This is a genomic window from Citrobacter europaeus (assembly GCF_037482245.1).
Classification (GTDB): Bacteria; Pseudomonadota; Gammaproteobacteria; order Enterobacterales; family Enterobacteriaceae; genus Citrobacter; species Citrobacter europaeus.
Genome location: NZ_CP148084.1, coordinates 1 through 13763 on the forward strand (window position 1 = coordinate 1; position 13763 = coordinate 13763).

Genomic DNA, 13763 nt, shown 5'->3' on the forward strand with positions numbered 1-13763 from the left:
GTGTCACTTTCGCTTTGGCAGCAGTGTCTTGCCCGATTGCAGGATGAGTTACCAGCCACAGAGTTCAGTATGTGGATACGCCCGTTGCAGGCGGAACTGAGCGATAACACGCTGGCTTTGTATGCGCCAAACCGTTTCGTGCTCGATTGGGTAAGGGATAAATACCTTAATAATATTAATGGATTACTCAATAACTTCTGTGGAGCGGATGCCCCACAGCTGCGCTTTGAAGTCGGTACTAAACCCGTCACGCAAACGCTGAAGACGCCGGTGAACAACGTTGTTGCGCCCGCTTACGTAGCGCAGCAAGTGCAACCGCAACGCGCCGCTCCGGCAGCGCGCCCTGGCTGGGATAACGTCCCGGCCCCGGCAGAACCTACCTATCGTTCTAACGTCAACGTCAAACACACGTTTGATAACTTCGTTGAAGGTAAATCTAACCAACTGGCGCGCGCGGCGGCACGTCAGGTGGCGGACAATCCTGGCGGCGCCTACAATCCGTTATTCCTTTATGGCGGTACGGGTCTGGGTAAAACTCACCTGCTGCACGCTGTCGGTAACGGCATAATGGCGCGTAAGCCAAACGCGAAAGTGGTGTATATGCACTCCGAGCGTTTTGTGCAGGATATGGTTAAAGCCCTGCAAAACAACGCGATCGAAGAGTTTAAACGCTACTACCGCTCCGTTGACGCGCTGCTGATTGACGATATCCAGTTCTTCGCGAATAAAGAACGATCGCAGGAAGAGTTTTTCCACACCTTTAACGCCCTGCTGGAAGGCAATCAGCAGATCATCCTGACCTCGGATCGCTATCCGAAGGAGATCAACGGCGTTGAAGATCGTCTGAAATCCCGCTTCGGCTGGGGACTGACTGTGGCGATCGAACCACCTGAACTGGAAACCCGCGTCGCGATCCTGATGAAAAAAGCCGACGAAAACGACATTCGTCTGCCCGGGGAAGTGGCGTTCTTTATTGCCAAACGTCTACGCTCTAACGTGCGTGAACTGGAAGGCGCATTGAACCGCGTGATCGCCAACGCCAATTTTACCGGCCGGGCGATTACTATCGATTTCGTGCGTGAAGCGCTGCGCGATCTGCTGGCTTTGCAGGAAAAGCTGGTCACCATCGACAATATTCAGAAGACGGTGGCGGAGTATTACAAAATCAAAATTGCGGATCTGCTTTCTAAGCGTCGATCTCGCTCGGTAGCTCGTCCGCGCCAGATGGCGATGGCGCTGGCAAAAGAGCTCACTAACCACAGTCTGCCGGAAATTGGCGACGCGTTTGGTGGGCGTGACCATACTACCGTGCTTCATGCCTGCCGCAAGATTGAGCAGTTGCGTGAAGAAAGCCATGATATTAAAGAAGATTTCTCCAATTTAATCAGAACATTATCTTCGTGACGCTATGAAATTTACCGTTGAACGTGAACATTTATTAAAACCGCTTCAGCAGGTCAGCGGCCCGCTGGGTGGACGTCCTACACTGCCTATTCTCGGAAACCTGCTGCTGCAGGTTGCTGACGGTGCGCTTTCGCTGACCGGTACCGATCTCGAAATGGAGATGGTGGCGCGCGTGGCGCTGATCCAGCCGCATGAACCTGGTGCGACCACCGTTCCGGCGCGTAAATTCTTCGATATTTGCCGCGGGTTGCCGGAAGGCGCGGAGATTGCCGTTCAACTGGAAGGCGACCGTATGCTGGTGCGTTCTGGTCGCAGCCGTTTCTCGCTGTCTACGCTGCCTGCTGCCGACTTCCCGAATCTGGACGACTGGCAGAGCGAAGTCGAATTCACCCTGCCGCAGGCTACGATGAAGCGTCTGATTGAAGCCACGCAGTTTTCGATGGCGCATCAGGACGTACGTTACTACTTAAACGGCATGCTGTTTGAAACCGAAGGGGAAGAGCTGCGTACCGTGGCGACCGACGGTCACCGCCTGGCGGTCTGTTCAATGCCTGTCGGTCAGCCGTTGCCAAGCCATTCGGTGATCGTACCGCGTAAAGGCGTGATTGAACTGATGCGTATGCTCGACGGCGGTGATAACCCGCTGCGCGTGCAGATTGGCAGCAACAACATTCGTGCGCACGTGGGCGACTTTATCTTCACTTCCAAGCTGGTTGACGGTCGGTTCCCGGATTATCGCCGCGTATTGCCGAAGAATCCGGACAAACATCTGGAAGCCGGTTGCGATATCCTCAAACAGGCATTTGCTCGTGCGGCGATCCTCTCTAACGAGAAATTCCGCGGCGTGCGTCTGTATGTCAGCGAAAACCAGCTCAAAATCACCGCCAACAACCCGGAGCAGGAAGAAGCAGAAGAAATTCTGGATGTCTCCTATCCTGGTACTGAGCTGGAAATCGGCTTTAACGTGAGCTACGTACTGGACGTTCTGAACGCGCTGAAGTGCGAGAACGTGCGTATTCTGCTGACCGATTCCGTATCGAGCGTACAGATTGAAGATGCAGCGTCACAATCTGCAGCCTATGTCGTCATGCCTATGCGCTTGTAAAGAATATCGGGCTATCTTACTTGTTATTCTGGCTCCGGGCAGTGCTCGCAATCCTCACGTACTTCAGTACGCTCCGGTTGCTGTGCGCTGGCCGTAACCAGACTAACTGCGACGATAACGCCCTGGTTATGAGTTGATATGTCGCTATCCCGACTCCTGATTAAAGATTTCCGCAATATTGAAAATGCGGATCTCGCTTTATCTCCCGGCTTTAACTTTCTGGTTGGCGCGAACGGCAGCGGCAAAACCAGCGTGCTGGAAGCCATCTATACGCTCGGCCACGGCCGGGCGTTTCGCAGTTTGCAGATTGGTCGCGTCATTCGCCACGAGCAGGAGTCGTTTGTTTTACACGGGCGTTTGCAAGGGGAAGAGCGTGAGACGTCGATTGGTCTGACGAAAGACAAACTGGGCGACAGCAAAGTGCGCATTGACGGCACTGACGGGCACAAGGTTGCAGAACTGGCGCACCTGATGCCGATGCAACTGATCACGCCAGAGGGGTTTACTTTACTTAATGGCGGCCCCAAATACAGAAGAGCATTCCTTGACTGGGGATGCTTTCACAATGAAGCCGGATTTTTCACCGCCTGGAGCAACCTGAAACGACTGCTCAAGCAGCGTAATGCGGCGCTGCGCCAGGTGAGTCGTTATGAGCAACTGCGCCCGTGGGATAAAGAACTGATCCCGCTGGCGGAACAAATCAGCACTTGGCGCGCGGAGTACAGCGCCGGTATCGCGCAGGATATGGCGGATACCTGCCAGCAGTTTCTTCCCGAGTTTTCTCTCTCCTTCTCATTCCAGCGCGGCTGGGAGAAAGAGACTGATTATGCCGAAGTGCTGGAACGCAGTTTTGAACGCGATCGCATGTTGACCTACACCGCGCACGGCCCGCATAAGGCGGATTTCCGCATTCGTGCCGACGGTGCGCCGGTGGAAGACACGTTGTCGCGTGGGCAGCTAAAGCTGCTGATGTGCGCCTTACGTCTGGCGCAAGGGGAGTTCCTGACCCGTGAAAGCGGACGGCGCTGCCTGTACCTGATAGATGATTTTGCCTCTGAACTGGATGACGCGCGTCGCGGGCTGCTGGCCAGCCGCTTAAAAGCCACGCAATCTCAGGTCTTTGTCAGCGCAATCAGCGCTGAACACGTTATAGACATGTCCGATGAAAATTCGAAGATGTTTACCGTGGAAAAGGGTAAAATAACGGATTAACCCAAGATAAAATGAGCGAGAAACGTTGATGTCGAATTCTTATGACTCCTCCAGTATCAAAGTCCTGAAAGGACTGGATGCGGTGCGTAAGCGCCCTGGTATGTATATCGGCGACACGGATGACGGCACCGGTCTGCACCACATGGTATTCGAGGTGGTAGATAACGCTATCGACGAAGCGCTCGCGGGTCACTGTAAAGATATCGTGGTAACGATTCACGCTGATAACTCCGTGTCCGTTACCGATGATGGCCGTGGTATCCCGACCGGTATTCACCCGGAAGAAGGCGTTTCGGCGGCGGAAGTTATCATGACCGTTCTGCACGCAGGCGGTAAATTCGATGATAACTCCTATAAAGTTTCCGGCGGTTTGCACGGCGTGGGTGTTTCTGTCGTTAACGCCTTGTCGCAGAAACTGGAGCTGGTGATTCGTCGTGAAGGCAAAGTGCATCAGCAAACTTACGTGCACGGTGTGCCGCAGGCGCCGCTGGCGGTAACCGGCGAAACAGAACTGACCGGGACTCAGGTCCGTTTCTGGCCAAGCCACGAAACCTTTACCAATGTCGTTGAGTTTGAATACGACATTCTGGCGAAGCGTCTACGTGAGCTGTCCTTCCTGAACTCCGGCGTCTCTATTCGTCTGCGCGACAAGCGCGACGGCAAAGAAGATCATTTCCACTATGAAGGTGGCATTAAGGCGTTTGTTGAATACCTCAACAAAAATAAAACGCCGATCCACCCGAATATCTTCTACTTCTCCACTGAAAAAGACGGTATCGGCGTTGAAGTTGCGCTGCAGTGGAACGATGGTTTCCAGGAAAACATCTACTGTTTCACCAACAACATTCCACAGCGTGACGGCGGTACTCACCTTGCAGGCTTCCGTGCGGCGATGACCCGTACCCTGAACGCCTACATGGACAAAGAAGGCTACAGCAAAAAAGCGAAAGTCAGCGCCACCGGTGACGATGCCCGTGAAGGTCTGATTGCCGTTGTTTCTGTGAAAGTGCCGGATCCGAAGTTCTCCTCACAGACCAAAGATAAGCTGGTCTCCTCTGAGGTGAAATCGGCGGTAGAACAGCAGATGAACGAGCTGCTGAGTGAATACCTGCTGGAAAACCCGTCTGACGCGAAAATCGTCGTTGGCAAAATTATCGATGCTGCGCGTGCCCGTGAAGCTGCACGCCGCGCGCGTGAAATGACCCGTCGCAAAGGCGCGCTGGACTTAGCCGGTCTGCCGGGCAAGCTGGCGGACTGTCAGGAACGCGACCCAGCCCACTCTGAACTGTATCTGGTGGAAGGGGACTCCGCGGGCGGATCTGCGAAGCAGGGCCGTAACCGTAAAAACCAGGCGATTCTGCCGCTGAAGGGTAAAATCCTCAACGTCGAGAAAGCGCGCTTTGACAAGATGCTCTCCTCTCAGGAAGTCGCGACGCTGATCACCGCGCTCGGCTGTGGCATCGGTCGTGACGAGTACAACCCGGACAAACTGCGTTATCACAGCATCATCATCATGACCGATGCGGACGTCGACGGCTCGCACATTCGTACGCTGCTGTTGACCTTCTTTTATCGTCAGATGCCGGAAATCGTTGAGCGCGGCCACGTTTACATTGCACAGCCACCGCTGTACAAAGTGAAAAAAGGCAAGCAGGAACAGTACATTAAAGATGACGAAGCGATGGATCAGTACCAAATTTCTATCGCTCTGGATGGCGCAACGCTGCACACCAATGCCAGCGCACCAGCCCTGGCGGGTGAAGCATTAGAAAAACTGGTTTCTGAATACAACGCGACGCAGAAAATGATCGGCCGTATGGAACGTCGTTTCCCGAAAGCGCTGCTGAAAGAACTGGTTTATCAACCGACGCTGGCTGAAGACTGCCTGTCTGATGAAGCGAAAGTGACGGCCTGGGTTTCCCAGTTGGTTAACGTGCTGAATGAAAAAGAAATGCACGGCAGCACCTGGAACAGCTTCGTGCGTAAAGACGCTGAACTGAACCTGTTCGAACCGGTGATCCGTGTGCGTACCCACGGTGTCGATACCGATTATCCGCTGGAGCATGAATTTGTGACCGGTGGCGAATACCGTCGTATTTGTACGCTCGGCGAGAAGCTGCGCGGGCTGATCGAAGACGATGCGTTTATCGAACGTGGCGAACGTCGTCAGCCAGTAGCAAGCTTTGAGCAGGCGCTGGAATGGTTGCAGAAAGAGTCTCGTCGTGGTCTCGCTATCCAGCGTTATAAAGGTCTGGGTGAGATGAACCCGGAACAGCTGTGGGAAACCACCATGGACCCGGAAAGCCGTCGTATGCTGCGCGTTACCGTGAAGGATGCGATCGCCGCCGACCAGCTGTTCACCACGCTGATGGGTGATGCCGTTGAACCTCGTCGTGCGTTTATCGAAGAAAACGCCCTGAAAGCGGCGAACATCGATATTTAAGTCAATCTGTAGGCCGGATAAGGCGGTTTACGCCGCCATCCGGCAAGACGTTGTATTGTGCCTGATGGCGCGTTGCTTATCAGGCCTACAAACGACAACCAATCGACAAAAGGGGAATCTCGATTCCCCTTTCTATCCCCCTTTTCGTAGCTGTTTTTTGAGCGGAATCGCGTTAGCATGAGGACGGACTCATTTAATCCGGGGAACTCATGGCTATCAAACTTATTGCTATCGACATGGATGGCACACTTCTGCTGCCCGATCACACCATTTCACCTGCGGTCAAAACGGCGATTGCCGCGGCGCGCGCGCGTGGCGTGAATGTGGTGCTGACCACGGGACGCCCGTATGCCGGCGTTCACAGCTATCTGAAAGAACTACATATGGAACAACCCGGTGACTACTGCATTACCTACAACGGTGCGCTGGTGCAGAAAGCAGGGGATGGCAGTACCGTGGCGCAAACCGCGCTGAGCTATGATGATTATCGTTACCTGGAACAGCTTTCCCGGGAAGTTGGCTCACATTTCCACGCTCTCGATCGCAATACGTTGTATACCGCGAACCGTGATATCAGCTACTACACGGTGCACGAATCGTTTGTCGCGACCATCCCGCTGGTGTTCTGTGAAGCCGAGAAAATGGATCCTGCAACCCAGTTCCTGAAAGTGATGATGATTGATGAGCCGGAGATCCTTGATAAAGCTATCTCGCGTATACCTGCGGAAGTAAAAGAGAAGTACACCGTGCTGAAGAGCGCGCCGTATTTCCTCGAAATCCTCGATAAACGCGTCAATAAAGGGACAGGTGTAAAATCGCTGGCCGATACGTTAGGCATTAAAGCCGAAGAGGTGATGGCGATTGGCGATCAGGAAAACGACATCGCGATGATTGAATACGCAGGCGTGGGCGTTGCCATGGACAACGCTATTCCATCAGTCAAAGAAATCGCCAACTTCGTGACGAAATCCAACCTTGAAGATGGCGTCGCGTATGCCATTGAGAAATTTGCGCTGAATTAAGAAGTTATGGGCAAGTGCCTTGTTACATTTGCCTATTTAAATTTTTATTGGTGATAATAATTAAAAAATAATATTTGTAATGGAGAGGTTACGACATCCAGAGTGATAGTAATGGGCAGTAGTCCGTTTGTGACGAATTCGGGTATATGTGAGGTTTTATATTCGTAAAAACCAACGGTAAATGGATGATAAAACGTAAGCATCTGCGAGTAATCCTGTTTGGTGCTTTTTTTATGGATTGTCCCTTCCAGTTTGGATAGATTTTTAGTGCAGTATTGCGCTGAGCAGTCAAAACCGTAGCCCGTAAGCACTTGTTTAACGTCCTGCGTTTCCCCTGTGTATTTAAGCGTTAATACGCCTTTAAATCCCTTTTTATTGTCGCTGATGATGAATTCGGCGATATCAACGGCCTGTAAATTATGACGGTCGATTTGCGGATCTTGCAGCAACTTCACCACGCTTTCGGCACCACTGGTTATCAGATAATCAAACGTTTTGCCGACAAAGACATAGCCTTCATTACCATCATTATCTTTACCTGACGATAAGCCAATAACGGTGTCTGTTTTCCACTTTTCCCTTGTTGTTTGTGGATCGCCTGCTTTGAGCCACATAAAGCTCAGGCACCCTGATAACATAACGCTAAGCGATGATACGACCAGCGATTTTACCAACCAGCTATGTTTTATGTTCAACTTAATCCCTTAAAAAAACGCGCCGTAATGTCATGGCCATACTACGCGATTTATCACGCTTTTCTTTTGCTGGCGGGTGACTTTCAGATTTTGCCAAGGGAATGTGCGCCACGCCGCTGCGCATTATCCATTTACGGGAAAAGGCCGATGTCAGGGCGCGACTTTTCAGGATTTTGCCATACAGTTTGAGGCGTAACTTGCGGGTGGCGTTGCGGTAGGCGTGATTCATATCTGGCGCATCCCGCAGGAGTACAGATTTGAGGATCTCCGCGCTGTCCAGCGCATAGCTAATCCCTTCCAGCGAACTGGCGCTGATAAATCCGGCCGCTTCACCAATCAAGAACGCGTTATCTTCGCCGCAGACGAAGTCTTTCCAGCGTGAGGGGAACAGCACCGTACATTTTTCGCTTTTCACCGGTTTGCCGAACTGGAAATGGAACGTTTCCAGCTTCTCTTTCAGCGCGTCAAAGCGCGCCTGGCCGTCCTTCATGGGGTACGCGCCGCCAAAGATAAAATAGCCGTCTTTGCTGATACTCCATGAATAACAGTCGGTTGCGTCATTATCAAAAATACAGGAATAGAACGGGACAGGATGTTTTTCCGCAAACCATTGTTGAATAGCGACATATTTACGGATTTGGTGCTGGGGATAGAGATGACGGCGTACCAGTGAATTCGCTCCGTCGGCACCTACCAGATAACGCGCGGTGATCTGCTGCTCCCAACCGTCGGCGCGGAAGATTACATGCCATTTATCGCCCTCGCGCCAGATTTTCCGACACAGGCTGTCGTGGTACACCTGTACATCGTCAGGAATGAGCGATTTAAGCCATAAATCAAATGCATGGCGATTGATATTAATGTAGCTGCGTTGGTAGTTACGCGTCAAAGAAGCGGCAACATCAACCGTTTTAACGCTAAATATCTGCGGGTTGGCGATGACATTAACGGGTAAGGTTATCCCGTCGCGGATAAACGAACGCTGGGCATCCGGGGCCAGCAGACCGCCGCAGGGTTTGGTAAAACCTTCGTTGCCGCACTGGCGTTTTTTATCCAACGCGATCACGCGCATTTTTCCACTCAACTGCCGCGCCAGCGCTGCGCCTGCCGGGCCTAATCCGATAATCGCTACGTCAAAATGTTCCATCTTTCTGTCCGCAAAAAATGAAGATAGCGATACGCTAAAGCCTGAAAGTGAAGTGCTTGTGAAGTATGATTGCTGAAATCGTCTTGTATCAGGGCATCCCATGAAGCAAATCACCTTTACGCCGCGTAATCATCAGCTTACCAATATCAATACCTGGACACCGGACAGCCAGTGGCTGGTCTTTGATGTGCGCCCCTCCGGCGCCTCTTTTACCGGTGAAACAATTGAGCGCGTCAATATCCATACCAGCGAGCTGGAGGTGATTTACCGGGCTAGTCAGGGATCGCACGTTGGCGTGGTGACCGTTCATCCAAAGTCGGAAAAATATGTATTTATTCATGGGCCTGAAAATCCAGATGAAACATGGCATTACGACTTCCATCATCGGCGTGGGGTGATTGCTTCGCAGGCTGGGATGGAGAATCTGGATGCGATGGATATTACTGCGCCATATACGCCGGGCGCGCTGCGCGGCGGCAGTCATGTGCATGTTTTTAGCCCGAATGGGGAGTTTGTCAGTTTTACCTATAACGACCATGTGCTGCATGAGCGCTCTCCAGCGCTCGATTTACGCAACGTCGGCGTGGCTGCGCCGTATGGTCCGGTGAATGTTTCCTCGCAGCATCCCCGTGAATATAGCGGTAGCTACTGGTGCGTGCTGGTGAGTCAGACGACGCCAGCGCCAAAGCCGGGGAGCGATGAGATTAACCGCGCCTATGAAGAGGGCTGGGTGGGGGAAAGCAGACTGGCGTTTATCGGCGATACGCTGTCCGCCTCTGGTGAGAAGGTGCCGGAGCTGTTTATTGTTGATTTGCCACAGGATGAAAGCGGCTGGAAACAGCCTGGCGACGAGCCACTGGAGGGGACTGAGGCGACAATGCCTGCGCCGCCATCCGGCATAACTCAACGCCGCCTGACGTTTACCCATGAGCACGTCTTCCCTGGGCTGGTTAATCAGCCGCGCCACTGGGTGCGCAGTAATCCAGGAGCCTCTGAGATTGCGTTTTTAATGCGCGATGATCGTGGTGTTGTGCAACTGTGGCTGATTTCCCCACAAGGAGGGGAGCCGCGTCAGCTTACCCGCTGCGCCACGGATATTCAGTCAGCGTTCAACTGGCATCCGTCGGGGAAATGGCTGGGATTTGTACTGCAGAACAAAATCGCCTGTTGTGATGCTCTTACGGGAGAGATTGATTTTTTAACGGATCATCATGGCAACCCGCCGTCAGGCGACGCGATCGTCTTTTCTCCTGACGGTCAATGGGTTGCGTGGATGGAAGACGTCGAGGGTTTCCGCCAGTTATGGGTGACAGAAACCAGGCGCTAGCTTAAGGCGCGGTCATTTCAGCCGGGGGAATAACCGCGTTTGTGGCCTGCGTTCTCTCCTCGCTTTTTTCTACGCGGGATCTCACCGAGTTGTCTTTGCGAAAGAGATCCCACGGAAGCAGTACCGTATCCAGTACGGCGGTAAACGGCATATCCAGAATCGCCAGCGACTTGGTTCCCCAGTTTGTATCACTTTCGCTAATCATTGTGGCGCTGGCGCGCGTGCCAGGATACGTCCCTTCCTTGCCTCCGGTATGTGACATAATGCTGGAACAGCCGCTCAAAAACGCCATCCCGCTGCACATTGCCAGTGTTACCAACATTTTTTTTATCATCATTTATTCATCTGTATTTATCGTGTTTGCATGGTGAGTTAAAGCGATCCGTTGCGAAAATAACATCACCATTTCGTCGCACTGTGGCGGCTATCGCGATTTAACGATAACAACTGCTTCCCCCAGTGTATGCAATAGACACCAAACTGCAAAAAAAGTCAGATGAATACGCTTGAAAAGTTTGTATTAAGACCCATTTTTAGAGTGTAGACAAATGAAGGGCATGCCTGATGGGTGTCCTGGCTACCTGACCTGTCCATGATGGAAGGTCGATTATTCTCGCTGATTTCAGGAGCTATTGATTATGCGTAACTTTGATTTATCCCCGCTGTACCGTTCTGCAATTGGTTTTGATCGCCTGTTTAACCTGCTGGAAAACAATCAGGGCCAGAGCAATGGCGGCTACCCTCCGTATAACGTTGAGCTGGTAGACGAAAACCATTACCGCATTGCGATTGCCGTTGCCGGTTTTGCTGAAAGCGAACTGGAAATTACTGCCCAGGACAATCTGCTGGTGGTGAAAGGCGCTCATGCGGACGATCAAAAAGAACGTACTTACCTGTATCAGGGCATTGCCGAGCGCAACTTCGAACGTAAGTTCCAGTTAGCGGAGAACATTCATGTTCGCGGCGCAAACCTGGTGAATGGTCTGCTGTATATCGATCTTGAGCGCGTGATTCCCGAAGCGAACAAGCCGCGCCGCATCGAAATCAACTAATTCTGTGGGCCGCTGCAGGCGGCCCTGCTAAGTCATCGGCTTGCCGTCAGGGAGCCGAAAAGTACCTACTCGCTTCTTAGAAGGAGATTATTATGCGTAACTACGATTTATCCCCACTGCTGCGTCAATGGATCGGTTTTGACAAACTGGCCAATGCCTTGCAAAACACCGGTGAAAGCCAGAGCTTCCCGCCATATAACATCGAAAAGAGCGATGATAACCACTACCGCATTACCCTTGCGTTAGCCGGTTTCCGCCAGGAAGATCTGGATATTCAACTGGAAGGCACGCGCCTGACCGTGAAAGGTACGCCGCAACAGCCGGAAAAAGAGACCAAATGGTTGCATCAGGGGCTGGTCACTCAGCCGTTCAGCCTGAGCTTCACGCTGGCTGAAAATATGGAGGTCTCCGGCGCAAGCTTCACTAACGGCTTGCTGCATATCGATTTGACCCGGAATGAACCTGAAACCATTGCTCCACAACGTATCGCCATCAGCGAACGTCCCGCATTAGAGAGTTAAATAGCTCCATGCCTTTGCCCCGCCAGAAATGACGGGGCTTTTTTGTGCTTTACCACCCATACATTGCGACTGTACTCTGCGAGAATCCATTTACTTAATGATGTTATTCACAGGGAACAGGATAATGAGTGATATAGCATTGACGGTCAGCGTTCTGGCGTTGGTGGCGGTTGTCGGATTATGGATCGGCAACATAAAAATACGTGGTGTTGGTTTTGGCATTGGAGGCGTGCTGTTCGGCGGCATTATTGTCGGGCATTTTGTCGATCAGGCAGGGATGACCCTGAGCGGCGACATGCTGCATTTTATTCAGGAATTTGGCCTGATTCTTTTCGTCTACACCATCGGTATTCAGGTGGGGCCGGGCTTTTTTGCGTCACTGCGCGTTTCCGGGCTGCGGCTGAATCTGTTTGCCGTACTGATTGTTATTATGGGTGGCCTGGTCACCGCGATCCTGCATAAGATTTTTGCCATTCCCCTTCCCGTGGTGCTGGGGATATTCTCCGGCGCGGTCACCAATACGCCGGCGCTGGGGGCGGGGCAGCAAATTCTGCGCGATCTGGGTACCCCTGCTGATGTAGTGGATCAGATGGGGATGAGCTATGCCATGGCCTATCCTTTTGGTATCTGTGGTATTTTGCTCACGATGTGGCTGATGCGCCTCATTTTTCGCGTTAACGTCGATGCCGAAGCCCATCAGCATGAATCTACGCTGACCAACGGACACGCGCTGATTCAGACGATGAACATCCGCGTGGAAAACCCGAACCTCAACAATATGGCGATTCAGGATGTCCCGATTCTGAACAGCGATAAAATCATCTGCTCGCGTCTGAAACGTGAAGAGACATTGATGGTGCCGTCGCCAGGGACAATTATCCAGATGGGCGACCTGTTACACCTGGTCGGTCAGCCTGGCGATCTGCACAACGCGCAGGTGGTGATTGGGCAGGAGGTGGACACATCGCTGTCGACGCGAGGTACCGATTTACGCGTTGAGCGCGTGGTGGTGACCAACGAACAGGTACTGGGTAAACGAATCCGCGACCTGCATTTCAAAGAGCGTTACGACGTGGTTATCTCCCGCTTGAACCGTGCGGGGGTTGAGCTCGTAGCCAGCAGCGACGCCAGCCTGCAATTCGGCGATATCCTCAATCTGGTGGGGCGTCCCGCGTCCATTGATGCCGTCGCCAATGTTGTGGGTAACGCGCAGCAAAAACTGCAACAGGTGCAGATGCTGCCGGTATTTATTGGTATCGGACTGGGTGTGCTATTGGGTTCCATCCCGCTTTTCATCCCGGGGTTCCCGGTGGCGTTAAAACTGGGTTTGGCCGGTGGACCGCTGATCATGGCCTTAATTCTGGGGCGTATTGGCAGCATTGGTAAGCTGTACTGGTTTATGCCTCCCAGCGCTAACCTGGCGTTGCGAGAGTTAGGTATTGTGCTGTTTCTTGCGGTGGTTGGCCTGAAATCTGGCGGTGATTTTGTCGATACCCTGACGCAGGGCGATGGCCTGAGCTGGGTGGGCTACGGTATTTTCATTACTGCTATTCCGCTGATTACCGTTGGATTGCTGGCGCGTATCTTCGCCAAAATGAACTATCTGACGCTGTGCGGTATGCTGGCTGGCTCAATGACCGATCCCCCTGCGCTGGCGTTTGCTAACAACCTGCATGCCACCAGCGGGGCAGCTGCGCTCTCCTACGCCACCGTTTATCCGCTGGTTATGTTCCTGAGGATTATCACGCCACAGCTGCTGGCGGTGATCTTCTGGGGGCTGGGTTAAAGAGCGAGTATCCGGCCTGCATCTCCTGCAGGCCGGATGAGACGGTATT

12 protein-coding genes and 1 other annotated feature are annotated in these 13763 nt (G+C 52.6%); of the genes, 9 read left to right on the forward strand and 3 right to left on the reverse strand.

Features of this window, described 5'->3' with window-relative positions:
* From dnaA to yidA, 5 genes are all read left to right on the forward strand, one after another.
* Positions 1 to 1404: a chromosomal replication initiator protein DnaA gene (dnaA, locus tag WHR59_RS00005; RefSeq protein WP_043018810.1), complete on the forward strand. Its 1404-nt coding sequence runs from the start codon at positions 1 to 3 to the stop codon at positions 1402 to 1404.
* A 4-nt stretch (positions 1405 to 1408) separates the two neighbouring features.
* Positions 1409 to 2509 (forward strand): DNA polymerase III subunit beta, encoded by a 1101-nt coding sequence (dnaN, locus tag WHR59_RS00010; RefSeq protein WP_005121477.1) that lies wholly within the window; start codon positions 1409 to 1411, stop codon positions 2507 to 2509.
* A 138-nt stretch (positions 2510 to 2647) separates the two neighbouring features.
* Positions 2648 to 3721, forward strand: a complete 1074-nt coding sequence (gene recF / locus WHR59_RS00015) for a DNA replication/repair protein RecF (protein ID WP_003844434.1) — start codon at positions 2648 to 2650, stop codon at positions 3719 to 3721.
* 28 nt (positions 3722 to 3749) lie between these two features.
* The gene (gene gyrB / locus WHR59_RS00020; RefSeq protein WP_043018809.1) at positions 3750 to 6164 is read left to right on the forward strand and encodes a DNA topoisomerase (ATP-hydrolyzing) subunit B; all 2415 of its coding nucleotides are present in this window, start codon (positions 3750 to 3752) and stop codon (positions 6162 to 6164) included.
* Positions 6165 to 6373: 209 nt separating this feature from the next.
* Positions 6374 to 7186, forward strand: a complete 813-nt coding sequence (yidA, locus tag WHR59_RS00025) for a sugar-phosphatase (RefSeq protein ID WP_043018808.1) — start codon at positions 6374 to 6376, stop codon at positions 7184 to 7186.
* Positions 7187 to 7230: 44 nt separating this feature from the next.
* Here the strand turns inward: yidA and WHR59_RS00030 are convergent, their stop codons facing one another.
* Together WHR59_RS00030 and cbrA are read right to left on the reverse strand one after the other, a co-directional pair.
* The gene (locus WHR59_RS00030) at positions 7231 to 7824 is read right to left on the reverse strand and encodes a hypothetical protein (protein ID WP_230586372.1); all 594 of its coding nucleotides are present in this window, start codon (positions 7822 to 7824) and stop codon (positions 7231 to 7233) included.
* Positions 7825 to 7882: 58 nt separating this feature from the next.
* Positions 7883 to 9028 (reverse strand): colicin M resistance lipid reductase CbrA, encoded by a 1146-nt coding sequence (gene cbrA, locus WHR59_RS00035; RefSeq protein WP_193145732.1) that lies wholly within the window; start codon positions 9026 to 9028, stop codon positions 7883 to 7885.
* Positions 9029 to 9128: 100 nt separating this feature from the next.
* On the opposite strand from cbrA, the gene WHR59_RS00040 reads away from it, so the two are divergent.
* Positions 9129 to 10355 (forward strand): DUF3748 domain-containing protein, encoded by a 1227-nt coding sequence (locus WHR59_RS00040; protein WP_338843499.1) that lies wholly within the window; start codon positions 9129 to 9131, stop codon positions 10353 to 10355.
* Position 10356: 1 nt separating this feature from the next.
* Here WHR59_RS00040 and WHR59_RS00045 read toward each other — a convergent pair whose 3' ends face one another.
* Positions 10357 to 10689, reverse strand: a complete 333-nt coding sequence (locus tag WHR59_RS00045; protein WP_167373431.1) for a YceK/YidQ family lipoprotein — start codon at positions 10687 to 10689, stop codon at positions 10357 to 10359.
* Positions 10690 to 10927: 238 nt separating this feature from the next.
* Positions 10928 to 11000, forward strand: a sequence feature (ROSE (Repression Of Heat Shock gene Expression) occurs in the 5'-region of heat shock genes and acts as an RNA thermometer to modulate expression.).
* Here WHR59_RS00045 and ibpA point away from each other — a divergent pair.
* The 3 genes from ibpA (at position 10994) to WHR59_RS00060 (ending at position 13714) form a co-directional block, all read left to right on the forward strand.
* On the forward strand, positions 10994 to 11407 hold the full coding sequence (gene ibpA / locus WHR59_RS00050; protein ID WP_003023882.1) for a small heat shock chaperone IbpA: 414 nt from the start codon (positions 10994 to 10996) through the stop codon (positions 11405 to 11407). (Overlaps the previous feature by 7 nt.)
* Positions 11408 to 11499: 92 nt before the next feature.
* The gene (gene ibpB, locus WHR59_RS00055) at positions 11500 to 11928 is read left to right on the forward strand and encodes a small heat shock chaperone IbpB (protein ID WP_047407721.1); all 429 of its coding nucleotides are present in this window, start codon (positions 11500 to 11502) and stop codon (positions 11926 to 11928) included.
* A 124-nt stretch (positions 11929 to 12052) separates the two neighbouring features.
* Positions 12053 to 13714 carry a putative transporter gene (locus WHR59_RS00060; protein WP_043018802.1) on the forward strand — a complete coding sequence of 554 codons (1662 nt, stop codon included), beginning with the start codon at positions 12053 to 12055 and terminating at the stop codon, positions 13712 to 13714.
* Positions 13715 to 13763: the final 49 nt, after the last annotated feature.